Source organism: Streptomyces sp. NPDC002574 (assembly GCF_042889545.1).
In the GTDB taxonomy this organism is placed as follows: domain Bacteria; phylum Actinomycetota; class Actinomycetes; order Streptomycetales; family Streptomycetaceae; genus Actinacidiphila.
Window position 1 is genome coordinate 171,742 of the sequence record NZ_JBIARB010000011.1, and the last position, 16,675, is coordinate 188,416.

Annotated in this window: 18 protein-coding genes; 10 read left to right on the top strand and 8 right to left on the bottom strand. The window is 72.7% G+C overall.

The window, feature by feature from the left end; genetic code table 11:
* Positions 1-24 precede the first annotated feature (24 nt).
* Both ACFYXS_RS26985 and ACFYXS_RS26990 read right to left on the bottom strand, forming a co-directional pair.
* Positions 25-1,053: a hemolysin family protein gene (locus ACFYXS_RS26985; protein WP_389252628.1), complete on the bottom strand. Its 1,029-nt coding sequence runs from the start codon at positions 1,051-1,053 to the stop codon at positions 25-27.
* The gene (locus tag ACFYXS_RS26990; protein WP_389252630.1) at positions 1,050-2,351 is read right to left on the bottom strand and encodes a hemolysin family protein; all 1,302 of its coding nucleotides are present in this window, start codon (positions 2,349-2,351) and stop codon (positions 1,050-1,052) included. The genes ACFYXS_RS26985 and ACFYXS_RS26990 overlap by 4 nt, the downstream gene beginning before the upstream one ends.
* Positions 2,352-2,640: 289 nt before the next feature.
* On the opposite strand from ACFYXS_RS26990, the gene ACFYXS_RS26995 reads away from it, so the two are divergent.
* Positions 2,641-3,678: a sporulation protein gene (locus ACFYXS_RS26995; protein ID WP_389252632.1), complete on the top strand. Its 1,038-nt coding sequence runs from the start codon at positions 2,641-2,643 to the stop codon at positions 3,676-3,678.
* Positions 3,679-3,751: 73 nt separating this feature from the next.
* Here ACFYXS_RS26995 and ACFYXS_RS27000 read toward each other — a convergent pair whose 3' ends face one another.
* Positions 3,752-4,015, bottom strand: coding sequence for a GlsB/YeaQ/YmgE family stress response membrane protein (locus ACFYXS_RS27000; protein ID WP_360904050.1), 264 nt, complete (start codon positions 4,013-4,015; stop codon positions 3,752-3,754).
* A 249-nt stretch (positions 4,016-4,264) separates the two neighbouring features.
* Here ACFYXS_RS27000 and ACFYXS_RS27005 point away from each other — a divergent pair, with 249 nt between their 5' ends.
* Positions 4,265-5,251 carry an amidohydrolase family protein gene (locus ACFYXS_RS27005; protein ID WP_389252635.1) on the top strand — a complete coding sequence of 329 codons (987 nt, stop codon included), beginning with the start codon at positions 4,265-4,267 and terminating at the stop codon, positions 5,249-5,251.
* A gap of 135 nt (positions 5,252-5,386) precedes the next feature.
* Here ACFYXS_RS27005 and ACFYXS_RS27010 read toward each other — a convergent pair whose 3' ends face one another.
* Positions 5,387-6,046, bottom strand: a complete 660-nt coding sequence (locus ACFYXS_RS27010; protein ID WP_389252637.1) for a hemerythrin domain-containing protein — start codon at positions 6,044-6,046, stop codon at positions 5,387-5,389.
* Between the two features lie 229 nt (positions 6,047-6,275).
* A complete protein-coding gene (locus ACFYXS_RS27015) occupies positions 6,276-7,019 on the bottom strand; it encodes an NAD(P)-dependent oxidoreductase (protein ID WP_389252639.1) in 744 nt (247 codons plus the stop codon).
* A 683-nt stretch (positions 7,020-7,702) separates the two neighbouring features.
* On the opposite strand from ACFYXS_RS27015, the gene ACFYXS_RS27020 reads away from it, so the two are divergent.
* From ACFYXS_RS27020 to ACFYXS_RS27040, 5 genes are all read left to right on the top strand, one after another.
* Positions 7,703-8,221: a hypothetical protein gene (locus ACFYXS_RS27020; RefSeq protein WP_389252641.1), complete on the top strand. Its 519-nt coding sequence runs from the start codon at positions 7,703-7,705 to the stop codon at positions 8,219-8,221.
* A gap of 162 nt (positions 8,222-8,383) precedes the next feature.
* Entirely contained in the window at positions 8,384-9,124 is a 741-nt protein-coding gene (locus tag ACFYXS_RS27025; protein WP_389252643.1) for a VOC family protein, read from the top strand.
* An 11-nt stretch (positions 9,125-9,135) separates the two neighbouring features.
* Positions 9,136-9,885 carry an SDR family NAD(P)-dependent oxidoreductase gene (locus tag ACFYXS_RS27030; RefSeq protein ID WP_389252645.1) on the top strand — a complete coding sequence of 250 codons (750 nt, stop codon included), beginning with the start codon at positions 9,136-9,138 and terminating at the stop codon, positions 9,883-9,885.
* Positions 9,886-9,963: 78 nt separating this feature from the next.
* Entirely contained in the window at positions 9,964-10,578 is a 615-nt protein-coding gene (locus ACFYXS_RS27035; RefSeq protein ID WP_389252647.1) for a TetR/AcrR family transcriptional regulator, read from the top strand.
* Between the two features lie 144 nt (positions 10,579-10,722).
* Positions 10,723-11,526: an SDR family NAD(P)-dependent oxidoreductase gene (locus ACFYXS_RS27040; RefSeq protein WP_389252649.1), complete on the top strand. Its 804-nt coding sequence runs from the start codon at positions 10,723-10,725 to the stop codon at positions 11,524-11,526.
* A gap of 79 nt (positions 11,527-11,605) precedes the next feature.
* On the opposite strand, the gene ACFYXS_RS27045 is transcribed toward ACFYXS_RS27040, so the two are convergent.
* Complete coding sequence (locus ACFYXS_RS27045; RefSeq protein ID WP_389252652.1) at positions 11,606-12,448, bottom strand: prephenate dehydratase; 843 nt, start codon at positions 12,446-12,448, stop codon at positions 11,606-11,608.
* Between the two features lie 189 nt (positions 12,449-12,637).
* Complete coding sequence (locus ACFYXS_RS27050; protein WP_389252656.1) at positions 12,638-13,339, bottom strand: SDR family NAD(P)-dependent oxidoreductase; 702 nt, start codon at positions 13,337-13,339, stop codon at positions 12,638-12,640.
* 238 nt (positions 13,340-13,577) lie between these two features.
* Here ACFYXS_RS27050 and ACFYXS_RS27055 point away from each other — a divergent pair, with 238 nt between their 5' ends.
* Both ACFYXS_RS27055 and ACFYXS_RS27060 read left to right on the top strand, forming a co-directional pair.
* The gene (locus ACFYXS_RS27055; protein WP_389252658.1) at positions 13,578-14,513 is read left to right on the top strand and encodes a helix-turn-helix domain-containing protein; all 936 of its coding nucleotides are present in this window, start codon (positions 13,578-13,580) and stop codon (positions 14,511-14,513) included.
* A gap of 77 nt (positions 14,514-14,590) precedes the next feature.
* Positions 14,591-15,313 (top strand): prolyl oligopeptidase family serine peptidase, encoded by a 723-nt coding sequence (locus ACFYXS_RS27060; protein ID WP_389252660.1) that lies wholly within the window; start codon positions 14,591-14,593, stop codon positions 15,311-15,313.
* A gap of 38 nt (positions 15,314-15,351) precedes the next feature.
* Here ACFYXS_RS27060 and ACFYXS_RS27065 read toward each other — a convergent pair whose 3' ends face one another.
* Complete coding sequence (locus tag ACFYXS_RS27065; RefSeq protein WP_389252662.1) at positions 15,352-15,915, bottom strand: TetR/AcrR family transcriptional regulator; 564 nt, start codon at positions 15,913-15,915, stop codon at positions 15,352-15,354.
* A 219-nt stretch (positions 15,916-16,134) separates the two neighbouring features.
* Here ACFYXS_RS27065 and ACFYXS_RS27070 point away from each other — a divergent pair, with 219 nt between their 5' ends.
* Positions 16,135-16,536 carry a VOC family protein gene (locus ACFYXS_RS27070; RefSeq protein WP_389252664.1) on the top strand — a complete coding sequence of 134 codons (402 nt, stop codon included), beginning with the start codon at positions 16,135-16,137 and terminating at the stop codon, positions 16,534-16,536.
* Positions 16,537-16,675 lie beyond the last annotated feature (139 nt).

The following is a 16,675-nucleotide window of genomic DNA, read 5'->3' on the forward strand; positions in this document are numbered from 1 at the left end:
CGGCGGTGCGGCGCCCGCCCCGGCTCAGGCGGCCGGGGCCGGGGCCGCGGGGCCGACGAGTTCCTCCAGGACGTCCTCCATGGTCACGTAGCCGAGGACCGTGCCGTCCTCGTCCGCCACGGCGGCGAGGTGGGCGCCGGCCGCGCGCAGGGCGGTGAGGGTGTCGTCCAGCGGCGTGGTGCAGCGCAGCCGGATGACGGGACGGATCGCGGCGCGGGGGAAGGGGCGGTCGCGGTCGACGACGCCGAGGGTGTCCTTGATGTGCAGGAAGCCCAGGACGTCCCCGTCGGTGCCGGTGACCGGCAGCCGGGAGTATCCGGAGGCGGCCGCCAGCCGTTCCAGTCCGTCCGGGGTGACCTGGGCGTCGACGGTGACCATGCGGTCGGCGGGCACGAGGATGTCGCCGACCGGCCGGGTGCCGAGTTCCAGGGCGTCCCGCAGCCGTTCGGTGCCGGAGGCGTCGAGCAGTCCGGCGGCGTTGGAGTCCTGCACCAGACGGGCGAGTTCGTCGTCGGTGAAGGCGGCGGCGACCTCGTTCCGCGGTTCGACGCGCAGCAGCCGCAGCAGTGTGTTGGCGAAGGCGTTGACACCGAAGATCACCGGCCGCAGTGCACGGGTCAGGCCGATCAGCGGCGGACCGAGGAGCAGCGCGGTCCGCTCGGGGGCGGCCAGCGCGACGTTCTTGGGAACCATCTCGCCGAAGAGCATGTGCAGGTACGTGGCCGCGGCGAGGGCGATCACGAACGCGATCGGGTGGACGAGTCCGTGCGGGACGTGCGCGGCCTCGAAGCCGGGCTCCAGCAGGTGGGCGATGGCGGGCTCCGCGACCGCGCCCAGCACCAGCGAGGAGACGGTGATGCCGAGCTGGGCCGTGGCCAGGAGCGCGGACAGGTGCTCCAGTCCCCATACGACGGTGCGGGCCCGCTTGTCACCGGCCTCGGCGCGCGGCTCGACCTGACTGCGGCGCACCGAGATCAGGGCGAACTCGCCGCCCACGAAGAAGGCGTTGGTCAGCAGGGTCAGGGCGCCGATGGCGAGCTGCAGTACGGTCATCGCACGTCCTCCGGGATGCGGGCGACACGGACCCGCTCGGCCACGTGGTGGTCGACGCTCAGCACGCTGATGCGCCAGCCGTCGACCTCGGTCTGGTCGCCACGGGCGGGTATGCGGCCGAGCGAGGTGGCCATCAGTCCGGCCACGGTCTCGTACGGGCCCTCGGCGACGGTCAGGCCGATCTCGGCGAGCTGGTCGATCCGGACGTTGCCGTCGGCCTCCCAGGTGCCGTCGCCCGACGGTGCCAGGTCGGGGGACCCCTGCGGGTCGTGTTCGTCGCGGACGTCGCCGACGACCTCCTCCACGACGTCCTCCACGGTCACGACGCCGGCGGTGCCGCCGTACTCGTCGATGACCACGGCCATGGTGCGGCGGCTGCGGAGGCGTTCCAGGAGGCGGTCGACCGGCAGGCTGTCCGGCACCAGCAGCGGCGCGGTGGCCAGCGCGGTGACGGGCGTGCGGTCGCGCGCGGCGGCCGGGAGGGCGAGCACGTCCCGGATGTGCACGGTGCCGACGACCTCGTCGATGCTGTCCCGGTAGACCGGGAAGCGGGACAGGCCGGTGGCCAGGGTGAGGTTCGCGGCGTCGGCGGCGGTGGCGCGGGACTCCAGGGCCCGTACGTCCACGCGCGGGGTCATGACGTTCTCCGCGGTCAGCTCGCTCAGGTGCAGGGTGCGCACGAACAGCTCCGCGGAGTCCGGCTCCAGCAGGCCCGCGGCCGCCGAGTGTCGGGCCAGGGCGATCAGCTCGTCCGGGGTGCGGGCGGAGGCCAGTTCCTCGGCGGGTTCGAGGCCGAAGCGCCGCACGAGACGGTTCGCCGACTCGTTCAGGTGCCGGATGAACGGTCCGAAGACGGCGGTGAAGCCGCGCTGCGGTCCGGCCACGGTCTTGGCCACGGCCAGCGGGCGGGAGATCGCCCAGTTCTTCGGCACGAGCTCGCCGACGACCATCAGGACGACCGTGGACACGCCCACGCCGAGCACCGTCGCCAGCGAGGAGGCGGCGCCCTCCGGCAGCCCGGTGGCCCGCAGCGGGCCGGTCAGCAGCACGGCGAGGGACGGTTCGGCGAGCATGCCGATGACCAGCGACGTCACGGTGATGCCCAACTGCGCGCCGGACAGCTGCAAGGTCAGCCGGCGTACCGCCTTCAGAGCGCCGCCGGCGCCGCGCTCGCCGGCGGCCGCGGCCCGCTCCAGCTCACCGCGCTCGACCGTGGTCAGGGAGAACTCCGCCGCGACGAACACCGCGCACGCCAGGGTCAGCAGCAGCGCCAGCAGCAGGAGGAGGACCTCGGTCACCGTGTCACCCCGGCTCCCCCGCCTCGGCGGTTCTCAGGGGGAATGACACGGTCGGTACTGGGAGGGTGGTCCATCGCGGGAACCGCGGCTCCTTCTCGGGCTCGGAACGGTGACGTCTCCCCCAGGGTAAAGGACGCGCAAAGGTGCCCGGTAGGGGCGGCCCCCGGGGGGCCGGCCGGGTGCCGGTCACCCGTTCGCGCCGCCCGGGAACTCCCCGCCCCGGCGGCGCAGTTCAGCATGCGGCCCGCACGGGGCCGACGGAACCACAGACGTAGGAGTGAACGCCGCGATGGTGTTCAAACGGCTGCTCGGGGCGCTCGGCGTGGGCGGGCCCTCGGTCGACACGGTCCTCAACGGGGGCCCGGTCCTGCCCGGCGGCACGCTGTACGGACAGATCCACCTGGAGGGCGGCGACACGGACGCCGACATCCACGCCGTCGTCCTCGAACTGGTCGCCCGCGTGGAGGCCGAGGGCGGGTACGGGTACGGGGACCACGAGGACGGGGGCGGCGAGCACGAGGGCGTCGTCGTCTTCGACCGCACGGTGGTCGGCGGCGGCTTCCGCCTGCCGGCCGGCGCGCGGCACACCGTGCCGTTCTCCGTGCCCGTGCCATGGGAGACACCCGTCACCGAGTTGCACGGCCAGCCTCTCGGGATCGTGCTCGGCGTCCGCACGGAGCTGGAGGTGGCGGGCGCCCGTGACAAGGGCGACCTCGACGCGCTCGGCGTCGCCCCACTGCCCGCGCAGGAGGCGATCCTGGAGGCCCTCGGACAGCTCGGCTTCGGCTTCACCTCCGCCGACCTGGAACTGGGCCGGCTCCACGGCACGGGCCAGCGGCTGCCGTTCCACCAGGAGATCGAACTCGCGCCCCCGGCGCGCTACGCGCACGCCGTCGGCGAGATCGAGCTGACCTTCCTCGCCCACCCGGCCGGTGTGGAGATCGTCCTGGAGGCCGACAAGCGCGGCGGCCTGTTCTCCGAGGGCCACGACCAGGTCAACCGGTTCGCCGTCGACCATGCCCGCGTCCCCCACGTGGACTGGACCGCGGAGGTCGACTCCTGGATCCAGCGGCTCGTCGACCACCACGGCGGCTTCGGCTCCCCCGCGGCGTACGGGCACGACCACGGGCACGGGCACGGGCACGGGCACCACGATGACCACCACGGGTCCGGCATGGGCGTCGGCACCGCCGTCGCCGCGGGTGCGGCCGGGCTGGCGGCCGGAGCGGTCGGCGGCTATCTGGTCTCCGAGGCGATCGACGAGTTCTTCGACGACGAGGACGGCGACGACGACAGCGACGACGGCGGCGAGGACGAGGAGTCCTGAAACGGACCGCGCGAGCAGCACCGGGGCCCGGGCCGTGCGGCCCGGGCCCCGGTGCGCTGTGCGGATGCGAAGGTCAGCGATGCGCCTTCGCCCGGTCCAGGGCGGCGACGCCCACCGCGGCCAGGGCGATCTGGATGAGCCACTCGATCCAGTCGACGCCCTTGGTGTCCGCGACGCCCACGCCCGCCGCGATGGCCGAGCCGATCAGCGCCGCGACGATGCCGATCAGAATGGTCCAGATCACGCCGATGTGCTGACGTCCCGGGACCACCAGACGTCCCAGAATGCCGATGATCACGCCGATGATGATGGCACTGATGATGCCTGAGATCTCCATGGCCGCCTCCCTGTGAACAAGCTCGTCGCCCGTCATGTGCCCCCTATCGCCCCCCGCATGCCGACGACTTCGGGCGGGCCGCTCCACTGCCCGCCCGGGGGCGGGCCTTGGGCCTTCCGGGCGGAGCGCCCCGCGACACGGACAACCTCCCGCCGCGCCGCCGGAGGTGGTGTTGTGATCGTTCCGATCGGTCCGATCAGTCGGAACGGACCGATCGCAGCGATCAGCCGGACCGCATCGAGGAGCGCCATGGCCGCCGCCGCACAGGACTTCGCCGGGCTCGGCGGGGCGATCGACGTCCACACCCACTACATCACCCCGTCCTACCGCAGGGCGCTGACGGCCGCCGGGCACACGCGCCCCGACGGCATGCCGGCGATCCCCGAGTGGAGTCCGGAGAGCGCGCTCGCGCTGATGGACGGGACCGGGGTGGCGACCGCGATGCTGTCCGTCTCCTCCCCCGGTGTTTCGCTGGGGGACGCGGCCGCCGCCGCGACGCTGGCCCGCACCGTCAACGAGGAGGGCGCCGCCGTCGTCCGGGACCATCCGCGGCGGTTCGGGCTGCTGGCCTCACTGCCGCTGCCCGATGTCACGGCCGCGCTCACCGAACTCGCCCACGCCCTGGACGTCCTCGGCGCGGACGGGGTGATCCTGCTGACCAACTACGACGGGGTGTATCTCGGGGACAGCGTCTTCGAACCGCTGATGGCCGAGCTGCACCGCCGCCGGACCGTGGTGCTGCTGCACCCGACGTCACCGGTGTGCGGGGAGCGGACCGCACTCGGATTCCCGCGCCCGATGGTCGAGTTCCTCTTCGACTCGACGCGCGCCGTCGCCGAACTCGCCCTGCGTCGTGTGCTGGAGCGCTGTCCCGGCATCCGGTTCGTCGTGCCGCACGCGGGGGCGGCGCTTCCCGTGCTGGCGGACCGGATCGCCACGTTCGCGCGGATGTCCGGGACCGACGTCGACGTCGTGGCGACCCTGCGCGCACTGCACTACGACGTGGCGGGCGCCGCCCTTCCCCGCGCGCTGCCCGCGCTGCTCTCGCTCGTCGACCCCGACAGGCTGGTGTACGGCAGCGACTACCCGTTCACCCCCGCGGCCGTCGTCAAGGACCTGGCCGCCGCACTGACCGCCGCGGAAGTGCTCGACGCCGCGGGGAAGCACCTGATGACCTCGGGCAACGCCCGCCGTCTGTTCCCCCGTCTGACCCGTCCGACAGGCCCGACCGGCTAGCCGCCTGACAGCACGTCGGGAACGGTGCCGGGGCGGCGGGCCTCCCCGCCCGCGCGCCCCGGACCACGACCGCGCCCCGTCCCCGGGCGCGGCGATCGGGATGCCGGGGTGCCTGTGACCCCGACGAGCCGCGTGTCAGCGAAGGACGCCCGGCGGGGTGGCGGTGCCGTGGACCCGCTTGGCGTGCCGGGCGTACAACCGCGGCGCGAGGAACGGCATGATCATCCGGGCGGGCCGCGGAGCCTCGGCGAGGACCGCCTTGATCAGCTCGGGGTCCCCCTCGTACATCGCCATGCCGAAGGCGAGCGGGAGTGCCTTCTTCGGCATCTCGCCCATGCCGTGCTCACCGAGCTGCCGCCACTCGGCCGCGGTGACGTACTTCTCGGCCAGGGGGAGGATCCGCTGTTCCTCCATCGTCATGTGCTCCAGCAGCGTGACCAGCAGCCGGTCGAACGCGCCGGCGAGCTCGTGCCCTCCGCGCGCGGTGGAGCTCCACTCCGGCAGCAGGCGCATCGCCTCGTCGTGGGCGGCCTCGATGGCGTGATGCTGCTCCTCCATCAGCGGCACGACGGCCTCGGCCTCCTCGCCGCCACGCTCGTGGAGCAGCGGCCAGAGGATCACGTCCTCGCCCTCGTGGTGGAAGTGCAGGATGTCGCAGATGAGTTGGGCATGGGCGCCCACGACTTCCGAGCGCTTGGTGTCGTACGGCGCCACGTCCCGCACGAGTTGCGGGAGAAGGCCGAATTCACGACGGAGCATGGTGTGCGCCATGTACATGTCTCGCACATCGGCCATGGGTTCGCTGGTGGCAGGATTCACTGGTTCCTCATTCGGGATTCGCTGTCACAACGTGTGGTTGATGGCGCCTCGGCCGCCGTGGGCGTGCCGCGACCGGGACTCTTCCATCAGCCACGACGATCGTGAAACCGCCCCGTCGCACGAGCCGGTGCACGCCACTCCGACAGTGTCAATAGTTGAAGCATATACCAAACGTTGGTTTCTCACTCCGCGCCGACCTCCCCGGTCACGACGCGACGGCGCGCACGAGATCCTCCAGCGCCCGCGCGCCGGCCACCGCCCGGCTCACGACGGCCTCGGCGGAGACGTCGGAGGAGGACACGGCGGCCGAGAACAGCTCCATGTCCAGCAGTTCCAGCTTTCGCAGATGGGAGGCGTTGTCGGCGGTGACGTTCTTGTGATTCATCATCATCAAGGTGTTGTTGAACAGCTTGCCGAGCTGTCCCGTACCCGCACCGCCCATGTGCACGACCGTCGTGGAAAAGCTCTCGAAGACGGGCCGGCACCGTTCGGCGGTGCCGGGGTCGCCGCCGACGATGGTCGTCAGGGCCTTGGCGAGCGCACCGGCGCGGCCACCGCTGACCGGGGCGTCCAGGACGCCGACCCCGTACGCGTCGGCGGCGAGCGTGAGGCGCCGGGCGAGGTCGGGGAGTCCGGTGCCGTGGTTGACCAGCACCGATCCGGGCCGCATGTGTGCGAGCAGGCCGTTGTCGAAGGCGATGCCGGCGACGTCAGCGTCCTCGGGCAGGCACAGGCACACGATCCCGCACGCGGTGCCGAGCGCCGTGGGGCTGTCGTGCGCCGTGTACGGCACTCCGGTCAGCACGTCCAGGGACGCGCGGCGGCGCGCCCACACGTGCAGCGTGTGACCGGCCTCGGCCACCGCCCGGGCCATCGGCCCGCCCTGGTCGCCGAGACCGATGAAGCCGACAACGAGCGGCGTGGCGCCGGTGGTCGTGGTCTCCCGCATGATTCTTCTCCCGCCTGTGGGTCGTTCCGCCGCGCCGGGTGCGGCGTGAACGCGGTGTCGTGCCCGATCGACTCTCACAGGCGGACGGCGGGCCAGGCAGCACCCTGGTGTTCCTGGGACTCCCGTTCCCCGGACCAGGGCGTCAGCGGGCTCCGGCCATGAGCGGCACCGGGTCGGCGAGCGGCTCGGCGGGCGAGGGCGGCCGCGGGGGAACGCCCCGCGCCAAGACCCCCGACAGGCTCAGCACGGGGCGCTCCCGTATTCCCCGCGTGGGTCTCCCCACAGATCCACGCCGGGAGTCCTCCGCGCGGCCCGCCCGCGGGGGGCGGGTCGCTCGCGTCACGGCCACAACGATGCTGTGACGCCGTCGGTCTGCCCGACCGACGCGAGTGACACCGTAGCAAACCAAAACGTCCTGCAAACACTGTCATGCCGCCAGCCCCCTGACGAACTGCGCGTTCTCGGATGATTCACCGCGCCCTCACCGGTACGGCACGCGTCCACGCATACACCGTGTGACAATGGAACGTGTGAACCCTGCCGGGCCGTCCAGGGCCGCCCTGGACGGCCCTTCAACCCCGTTCTGTCGACCAAAGGTCGCGGCATGAACTGTGACCGTGTCACCACGTGCCGTACTAATCTATGGATCAGGACGGAGCCGGAGGCCGAGGATGAGAGGGCGCATGGTCTTCATCACGCACACCGCTCGTGACATCGAGGCCACCGCTCGGGCGCTCCAGGACGAACTCCAGCGCCTCGAGACACAACGGCATGGGCTGGAGCGGGAGTTGGCAGCCGTCGTGGCTCATCTCGGCTCTGTGCGCAGGGCACTCGGCGCCCTTCGGAAGCTGATGCCCACCGATTCCCCCGACCTCGACGAGGTCACCGGTGACTCCGTCCCCGCCGTGGCGGGCGAGCCGGAGCCGGCGGCCGATACCGTGTCCGCGCCCGCATCCGTGCCCGGGACGCATCCGGCCGAGTCCGCTGCCATGCAGGGCACTTACGGAAAGCTGACCGAGCAGATCCTGGAGTACCTGGCCACCACCGGCGGCACCGAGGTCCGCGCCCGCGATGTCGCCGCCGCTCTGGGCCGCGACGCGAACGCGGGCAGCATCAACGCGGTGCGCAGCACGCTCGACCGGCTCGTCGGCGCCTCCCGGGTGCGGCGCACCGGACGCGGCCTCTACCGAGCGGCTTCCTGACCGGCCCGCTTCCCGGCGTCCGGGTCCCATGCCATGTAATTGTCATGCGCCCATCACATTCACCAGGCAGCGACCGATAGCTTTGTCATTGACTGACACTCCTGTCTATAGTCGACAACAGAGTTCGGGGCAGCACCCGGACGGACGGCAAGGAGCGCAGACATGGGCACCACCACCCACGCCCCCGGCACACCCTGCTGGGTCGAGCTCGGGTCGCCCGACCCCGAGGCCGCGGCCGCCTTCTACGGCGCCCTCTTCGGCTGGGAGTTCGCGCAGGACGGCCCGCACGGGAGCCATCGCTCGGCCCTGCTCCACGGGCGGCCCGTCGCGGGGCTCCGGGCCGTGGGCGAGTCGGCGCGGCCGGGCTGGACGACGTTCGTTGCCGTGACCGACACCGACAGGACGGCCGTCGCCGTCGCCGCCGCCGGCGGTCGCGTCCTGCCCTCGCCCGGCGGGGACGTGCAGGTCGCCGACCCCGGGGGCGCTCGGTTCGCCCTCCGCGAGACCGGGGCACGGACCGCCGTCGCGGGCGCCGCCCGCGAGCCCGGCACCTTCGCGTGGAGCGAGCTCATCACCGACGACGTCGAGGCGTCGGCCGCCTTCTACGGCTCCCTTTTCGGATGGGAGGCGGGCGCCCCCGAAGCACCGCTGGGCCGCCGCGCCTGGCATCTCGCGGACACGCGGGTCGCCCTGCTGCTGCCCCGCCCGCCCGCGATGGCCCCGGGGATTCCGCCGTACTGGGACGCCTACTTCACGGTCGCGGAGACGGCGGAGGCCGCCGCACGCGCCTCTGCCGCGGGCGGCACCGTACTCATGGGGCCCACCGACATCGGCGCGGGCCGCATCGCCGTGCTGCTCGATCCGCAGGGCGCCGTCCTCACCGTTCTCGCGCACCGGAATTGAGGGAGGCCACCATGTCCGTCACAGGAAAGGCCGGCATCGTCACCGGTGCCGGATCGGGGCTCGGCGAAGCGGCGGCCAAGCGCCTCGCCCGCGAGGGCGCGCACATCGTCGTGGCCGACGTGGACGGCGCCGGCGCCGAGCGGGTGGCACGCGAGATCAGGGCGGCGGGCGGCGAGGCGACGCCCTTCGAGGCCGACGTCCGGGTTCCCGAGGACACCGAGCGGCTCGTGGGGTTCACCGCCGCCGCGTACGGCCGGCTCGACATCGCCTTCAACAACGCGGGCGTCACGCCCCGGCTCATGGACGTCCACGAGACAGCCCCGCCCGACTGGGCGCACGTCATCGAGGTCAACCTCACCGGTGTGTTCCACAGCATGCGGGCACAGCTGTCCCGCTTCCTCGCACAGGGTGACGGCGGGGCGATCGTCAACATGGCGTCCACCGCGGGCGTCATGGCGCACGCCGGGCGGGCCGCCTACGCGGCCTCCAAACACGGCGTCATCGGCCTGACGCGTTCCGCGGCCGTGGAGTACGCCCAGCGCGGCATCCGCGTCAACGCCGTCGCGCCGGGCCCGATCGACGCCCCGTCCGCCCGCGCGCTGCCGCCCGAGGTCCGGGCCGCGATCGCGGCGAAGACGGCGATGAACCGCAGGGGTGAGGTGGAAGAGGTCGCCGCGGTCGTGAACTTCCTGCTGTCCGACGAGGCGTCCTTCGTCACGGGCTCCGTCTACGAGGTCAACGGCGGCCAGACGCAGCTCTGATCCCGCCGCGGTGTCGGCAGGGCCTGACAGAAATGTCCGTCGGCGGCTCTGGTGTCAGTGACAGAATAGGCTGTCCCCATGAGCAGCGCAGACGCAGCACGATCAGGGCTCCGGGAGATGACGCGGCAGACGGTGCGGTCGCAGATCGCCGACCGCGCGATGGCGCTCTTCATCGAGCACGGCTTCGAGAAGACCACCATCGAGCAGATCGCGGCCGAGATCGGCATGTCCGGGCGGAGCGTCTCCCGCTACTTCGCCAGCAAGGAGGACATGGTCGTCGGGAACCTGACGGCCATCGGTCAGGGAATCGCCGACCGGCTGGCGGCCCGGCCCCTGGACGAACCGCTGTGGGCGGCGCTGCGGCACGCGCTGGACGACCATGTCGACGCCCTCGACCGCGACCCCGACGGCAGGCTGCTGGCCACGTCCGAGATGCTCGCCGCGACACCGGCGTTGCGGGGGGCGCTGGCGAAGAAGCAGTTGGAATGGCAGGAGCTGCTCGTCCCCCTCGCCGCCGCCCGACTCGACGGCGAGCGGCGGGAGTTGCGGGCACGCGCCGTCACCATGACGGTGCTTGCCTGCCTCAACACGGCCGTCACCGCGTGGACGGAGAGCGGCGGCGCCGAACGCGTCGAGGTCCTGCTCGACACGACCCTGGAGGCTGTCGCGGCCGCCGCCGCGAACGCGCGCTGATCGCGGAGGGCCGCCACTCCCTCTCCCCCTCCCCCCTTCGCACCCGTTCTTCCGCCAGAGCCGGAATAGGATCCGGCACGCACGCCTTAGATTATGCAGAGTATCTAAGGCGCGACGGCGCGCCGACGAACGAGAGGGATCGACATGTCCACAGCATCGGCCGGAACGGCACTCATCACCGGCGCGACCGCGGGCCTGGGCGCGGCCTACGCGGAGGAACTGGCCGCGCGCGGCTACGACATCGTGATGGTCGCCCGCGACCGGGCGCGACTGGAGAAGGCCGCCGCGAGCCTGGCGGAGCGGTCGGGGCGCGCGGTCTCGATCGTGAGCGCCGATCTGTCCACCGCCGAGGGCATCAGGGCCGTCGAGGCCCGCCTGGCCTCCGACGACGCGGCGATCGACATCCTGGTCAACAACGCCGGCAGTGCGTCGTTCGGCCCCCTGTCGGCGGCGGACCCGGATCAACTGGAGTCGCTGATCACGCTCAACGTGACCTCCGCGACCCGGATCGCGGCGGCCGCGGCGAAGGCGTTCACCGGGCGCGGCGCGGGCTCGATCGTCAACATCTCCTCGGCGTTCGCGCTGAACATCCCCCCGGTGGGCGCGGTGTACGGCGCGGCCAAGGCGTACGTGATCGCGTTCACCCAGGCGCTGGCGCAGGAGTTCGCCGACTCCCCCGTGCGCGTCCAGGTCGTGGTCCCGGGCGCGCTGGAGACGGCCATCTGGGACGGTTCGGGCATCGAGCTGCACCAGCTGCCCAAGGAGGCGGTCATGTCCCCGCGGGACGCGGCCCGGGCCGCCCTCGCCGGTCTTGACGCCGGTGAGCTGGTGACGATCCCCTCGCTGCCGGATTACGACGCGTGGACGGCCTACGACGAGGCGCGGCTCGCGCTCGCCCCGGTGATCTCGCTGTCGCAGCCGGCCAAGCGCTACACCGAGCAGCCGTAACAGCGGGCACGGTCGTCGTGCATCGCGGGCCCCGTCCCCCCTCGGCAGGGGGACGGGGCCCGCGGGCACGCGTGGTCGGTCAGGCGCCTTCGGCGGTGCGGTGGGGGTGCCCCGGGTAGACGCCCATGAAGCGCACCTCGGAGGAGAAGAAGCGCAGCTCCTCCAGGGCCAGGGCGACCCGCTTCTCGTCCGGGTGGCCCTCGATCTCGATGTAGAAGCGGCTGGCCGCGAGCCCGGCGCCGACCTGGTAGCTCTCGATCTTGGTGAGGTTCACGGCGTTGCTGGAGAAGCCGCCCAGCGCCTTGTACAGCGCGCTCGGGATGTTCCGCACGGAGAAGAAGAGGCTGGTCATCATCGGCTCGCCGGTGACCACCGGGAGCTGTGCGTCGCGGGCCAGGACCACGAAGCGCGTGGTGTTGTCGTGGGTGTCCTCGACGCCGCTCGCCAGCACCCGCAGTCCGTAGAGGGCGGCGGCCCCGGGCGGGGCGAGCGCCGCGTGCCGCGGGTCGCCGAGCTCGGCGACCTCGCGGGCGGCGCCGGCGGTGTCGTCGCTCACCAGGGTCTGCCAGCCGCCCTCGCGGATGATCTTCCGGCACTGGCCCAGGGCGTGCACGTGGCTGCGGACGCACTCCACGTCCTCCAGCGACCCGTCGGGAACGCCCATCAGGTCGAAACGGATGGGCAGGAAGTACTCGGCGATGATCGACAGGCCGGAGTCCGGGAGCAGGTGGTGGACGTCGGCGACGCGGCCGGCCGCGGAGTTGTCCATGGGGATCACCGCGAGGTCCGCGGTACCCAGCGTCACCGCCTCCAGGGCCTGCTCGAAGGTCGTGCAGGGCAGGTCGCGGCTTCCGGGGTACAGGTCATGGGCCGCGGCGGCGGAGTTCGACCCCGGCTCTCCCTGATAGGCGATGGTCACCATGTGCGTGTCGGATCTCCGGCTCGGGGCTGGCCGCGACCGTCGGTCGGCGGTGCGTACGGGACCGGCACGGGCATGCGCCGCTCGGACCCACTCCACGCATGCTACTGGGATCACCTGCGAAACCGTGCGGGCCGACCGCCCGGGCGGGCCCGCGGCGGCGCGCCGGCCGGGGCCCGCGAGGGCGGCCGTTCACCAGGGCAGCGGCCCGGTGCGGGCCGTGAAGGTGCCGGTGGGGCCGTCCTGGCCGATCGTGGCGAGCGTCACGATCGCCTCGGCGCCCTCCTGGGGGCTCTGGATGCCGTCGCCGCTCATGCCGTGCAGATCGGTGGCGCTGAAGCCGGGCTCGACGGCGTTGACCCTCATGGCGGGCAGGCCCTTGGCGTACTGGACGGTCAGCATGTTCACCGCGGCCTTGGCGGACGAGTAGACCGGCGTCACGAAGTGGGACTCGTGCCGCGTGGGGTCCTGGACCACGCCGAGCGAGCCGAGCCCGCTGCTGACGTTCACCACGACAGGGCTGTCCGACGCCTGGAGCAGCGGCAGGAACGCGTGCGTCACGCGCACCAGGCCGATGACGTTCACGTCGAAGACGGTGGTCATGTGGTCGGCCGTGGCCTGCTCGGCGTTCACCATGCCCTCGAAGACGCCCGCGTTGTTGACCAGGACGTCGAGGCGGCCCTCCCGGCGGCGCAGTTCCTCCGCCGCCGCGGTGACGGAGGCGTCGTCGGTGACGTCGAGCTGCACGAAGCGGGCACCGAGGTCGTCGGCGGCGGCCCGGCCGCGTGCGGTGTCGCGGGAGCCGATCCAGACGGTGTGGCCGCGCTCGATCAGCTGCCGGGCGGTCTCGCGGCCCAGCCCCTTGTTGCCGCCGGTGACGAGTGTGATGGTCATGTGGGTTCCTCGAATGGTGTCGATGTCGGTGTCGGGTACGGGGTGGACGTCGGGAGCGGCCCCCGGTCGCGGACGGTGTCCACGGCGTCGAGTCGGGCGATCGCATCGGGGTGCGCATCGCCCCGGTCCCGGCCGACGACCACTGTGCGCGGGTGCCACCGCGGACGGCAGTGCCCCCACGTTCATGGGAGCGAGAGGGCCAGGCACGCAACGGCCCCGCGCGGTTACCGTCGACGGCATGGACGGTACGAACGCACTCGGCGAATTCCTCCGCGCGCGCCGGGGTCTGGTCGCGCCCGAGGAGGCCGGTATCACCCCGGCCGGGTTGCGACGTGTCCAGGGCCTGCGCCGGGAGGAGGTCGCCCTGCTCGCCGGCGTCAGTGCGGACTACTACCTGCGGCTGGAGCAGGGACGCGACCGCAACCCCTCCGCGCAGGTGCTCGCCTCGATCGCCCGGGTGCTGCGGCTGGACGACGACGCCACCGCGCATCTGCTCGCACTGGCACAAACGGGGGCGGCCGGCCGGGCCCGGGCGCGGCCCGCCGCCCGCAAGCCGCGACTGGAGCAGATGCCGCACAGCATCCGGCAGTTGATCGACGGCTGGCCCGCCAACCCGGCCTGGGCACAGAACAGGTTCTTCGACGTCCTCGGGGCGAACGCGCTCGGCGCGGCCCTGTCACCGAACAACACCCGCGGTGTGAACCTGCTGCGGGCCGCCTTCCTCGATCCTGCCGAGCGTGCCCGGCGCCGGGACTGGGAGGCGGTGACGCGGGAGGGCGTCGCGACGCTCCGCGCCCAAGCCGGTCCGGGGGCCGACGACCCCCGGCTGAACGACCTCGTCGGCGAACTCTCCCTGCGCAGCGAGCGCTTCCGCCAGCTGTGGGGACGCCACGACGTACGGCCGCAGAAGGGCCACGTCACGCGGTTGACCCACCCCCTGGTCGGCGACCTGGACCTGCCGGCCGACAAACTGTCCGTCGGCGGCACAGACGGCTTTGTCCTGGTCGTCCTGCACGCCGAACCCGGCAGCCGCGACGAGGAACTCCTGCGCCTCCTGGGCAGTCTCGCCGTCTCCGGCAGCGCCGCACGGCCGACGGAGCAACGACCTGCGGAGCACCTACCGGCGGAGCAAGGCCCGGCCGGGCAGGACCGCCCCGTCACCGGCGAACCCTGAGCGCGGGACCGCCCCCGCCCCGCTCCGCCCCGCGACCCGGCGGCCTTCGGCCCCGAGGACGAGCGGCCCCCTACGTCGTGTGGGCGCAGGGCGGTCCCGGGCTGCGCGCCCCGCTCACCCTCAACGCGGAGATCGCGTACTTCACGTCGCGCGGCATCGGCGTTGTCGACGTCGACTACGGCGGGACGCCCGGCTACGGGCGCGCGTACCGCGAGCGGCTGCGCGAGCGGTGGGGTGTGGTGGACGTCGAGGACTGCGCGGTCGTCGCCCGGGCGCTGGTCGAGGAGGGGGCGGCCGACGCCGGGCGCCTCGCGATCCGCGGGCACAGCGCGGGCGGCTTCACCGCCGCGCTCTCCCTGGCGGTCACCGACCTGTACGCGTGTGCGGCCCTGTACTACCCCGTCCTGGACCTCCGGTCGCTCGCCGCGGGACTCACCCACGACTTCGAGTCGCACTACCGCGACGCGCTGATCGGCCCGGCGGAGTCCGTGCCCGAACGCTACGAGGAGCGGTCCCCGGCCTTCCGCACCGCCGAGGTGGCCGTCCCGTTCGTCCTCCTCCAGGGCGCGGACGACGTCATCTGCCCGCCTGCCCAGAGCACGGCGTTCCTTCGGGGCGTGGCGGCACGGTCCGTCCCGTACTCCCACATCGTGTTCGAGGGGGAGGGTCACGGCTTCCGCCGGCAGAGCACCATGATCGCCTCGCTGGAGGTGGAACTGTCCCTGTACGGAACCGTTTTCGGATTCACGCCGCCGGGAGTGGCGGATCCGCACCGGGCGGCGCCCGCTCCCGCGCGGTGAGAGCCGGCCCACTGCCCGTGCGGCGCGTCGCCGCCCTGCTACCCGTGCGGCACGTCGCCGGCCGGCTTCGCGGCCTCTCGCACGGCCTCGAGGATCTCCTCCGAAAGGGGTGACCCCGCGGTGGCCCGGGCGAGGAGCATGCCTCCCACCAGTGTGGCCAGCCCCGCCAGGCCGGCCTTTCCGGGGGCGACCCATCCGGCCATGTCGCGGACGCCCGCCACGTAGGGGGCACGCCACTCGGGTTCCCGTGCGACGTCGCCGCCGAAACCGGCCGCCGGGCACCCGGCGCCCGGGGAGTCGCGGTGGTCGGTGGAGAGGTACCGGTCGCACAGGGCGGAGACCGCCGCGTCGTGGCCGTCGAACTCGGCGTCCAGTGCGGCCAGGTACTGCAGCATGTCCGCAAAACCCTTGGCCTCGGCCTCGGCGACCAGGGCGTCCTTGGAGGCGAACTGCTTGTAGAAGCCGCCCTGGGTCAGACCGACCGCCTGCATGACGTCCACGACACTGACGTTGGCCACACCCCGCTCGCGGAAGAGCCGGGAGGCGGCCTCGACCACGCGCTCCCGGTTGGCCTGCGCCTCGGCCTGCGACACCCTGCTCATCTCCGGTCCACCTCATCTCGCACGTCCGGTGGGATCCACCGCGCGGGTGACCGGCGGCTTCGCCCGGTTGTGCACCGGCCGTGGTGCGACCGCCCGTCCGATGATACTCGTCATCTATCGGTCACGGGCGTTAGGCTCGTGGCACGGCATCGCGTGCCGGTCACCGGCCGGGTGAGGCATGGAGGTGCCCGTGAGACTGCCCACGGAGGCATTCCACACATGCCCGTCGAGTTGAACCACACCATCGTCCACGCCCGGGACAACCGGGAGTCCGCCGCTTTCCTCGCCCGCATCCTGGGTCTCGAAGTCGGCGCCGAGTGGGGGCCGTTCGTCCCGGTCGCCACGAGCAACGGGGTCACCCTGGACTTCGCCACCATCCCCGCGGAGTCGATCGTGATGCAGCACTACGCCTTCCTCGTCTCCGACGAGGAGTTCGACGCCGCCTTCGCCCGCATCGAGGAGGCCGGCCTCGCGTACTACGCGGATCCGCACCTGAAGCAGCCGGGCGAGATCAACCACCACCACGGCGGCCGAGGCGTGTACTTCCTGGATCCCGCGGGGCACGGCATGGAGATCATCACCCGTCCCTACGACAGTCACCAGCGGGCCGACGGCGCCTGACGGGGACGGCGCGGACACCTGACGGGCGGGGGGGGGGGGGGCCCCCGGGGGGGGGCCCCCCCCGCCGGGCGGGGTTTGGCGGTCGCCGGGGACCCGGGGAGGGGGGGCGCCCCGCAGCAACACCCGGGCAGCGGCAGGG

Excerpts from the sequence above, each read along its gene's own strand:
- ACFYXS_RS27015 (WP_389252639.1), bottom strand. The coding sequence starts at position 7,019 with ATGCGGGAGACCACGACCACCGGCGCCACGCCGCTCGTTGTCGGCTTC.
- ACFYXS_RS27045 (WP_389252652.1), bottom strand. The coding sequence starts at position 12,448 with ATGGTGACCATCGCCTATCAGGGAGAGCCGGGGTCGAACTCCGCCGCC.
- ACFYXS_RS27065 (WP_389252662.1), bottom strand. The coding sequence starts at position 15,915 with ATGAGCAGGGTGTCGCAGGCCGAGGCGCAGGCCAACCGGGAGCGCGTG.
- ACFYXS_RS26995 (WP_389252632.1), top strand. The coding sequence starts at position 2,641 with ATGGTGTTCAAACGGCTGCTCGGGGCGCTCGGCGTGGGCGGGCCCTCG.
- ACFYXS_RS27035 (WP_389252647.1), top strand. The coding sequence starts at position 9,964 with ATGAGCAGCGCAGACGCAGCACGATCAGGGCTCCGGGAGATGACGCGG.
- ACFYXS_RS27055 (WP_389252658.1), top strand. The coding sequence starts at position 13,578 with ATGGACGGTACGAACGCACTCGGCGAATTCCTCCGCGCGCGCCGGGGT.
- ACFYXS_RS27010 (WP_389252637.1), bottom strand. The coding sequence starts at position 6,046 with ATGGCCGATGTGCGAGACATGTACATGGCGCACACCATGCTCCGTCGT.
- ACFYXS_RS27040 (WP_389252649.1), top strand. The coding sequence starts at position 10,723 with ATGTCCACAGCATCGGCCGGAACGGCACTCATCACCGGCGCGACCGCG.
- ACFYXS_RS27000 (WP_360904050.1), bottom strand. The coding sequence starts at position 4,015 with ATGGAGATCTCAGGCATCATCAGTGCCATCATCATCGGCGTGATCATC.
- ACFYXS_RS27025 (WP_389252643.1), top strand. The coding sequence starts at position 8,384 with ATGGGCACCACCACCCACGCCCCCGGCACACCCTGCTGGGTCGAGCTC.
- ACFYXS_RS27020 (WP_389252641.1), top strand. The coding sequence starts at position 7,703 with ATGGTCTTCATCACGCACACCGCTCGTGACATCGAGGCCACCGCTCGG.
- ACFYXS_RS27070 (WP_389252664.1), top strand. The coding sequence starts at position 16,135 with ATGCCCGTCGAGTTGAACCACACCATCGTCCACGCCCGGGACAACCGG.
- ACFYXS_RS27005 (WP_389252635.1), top strand. The coding sequence starts at position 4,265 with ATGGCCGCCGCCGCACAGGACTTCGCCGGGCTCGGCGGGGCGATCGAC.
- ACFYXS_RS27030 (WP_389252645.1), top strand. The coding sequence starts at position 9,136 with ATGTCCGTCACAGGAAAGGCCGGCATCGTCACCGGTGCCGGATCGGGG.
- ACFYXS_RS26985 (WP_389252628.1), bottom strand. The coding sequence starts at position 1,053 with ATGACCGTACTGCAGCTCGCCATCGGCGCCCTGACCCTGCTGACCAAC.
- ACFYXS_RS27050 (WP_389252656.1), bottom strand. The coding sequence starts at position 13,339 with ATGACCATCACACTCGTCACCGGCGGCAACAAGGGGCTGGGCCGCGAG.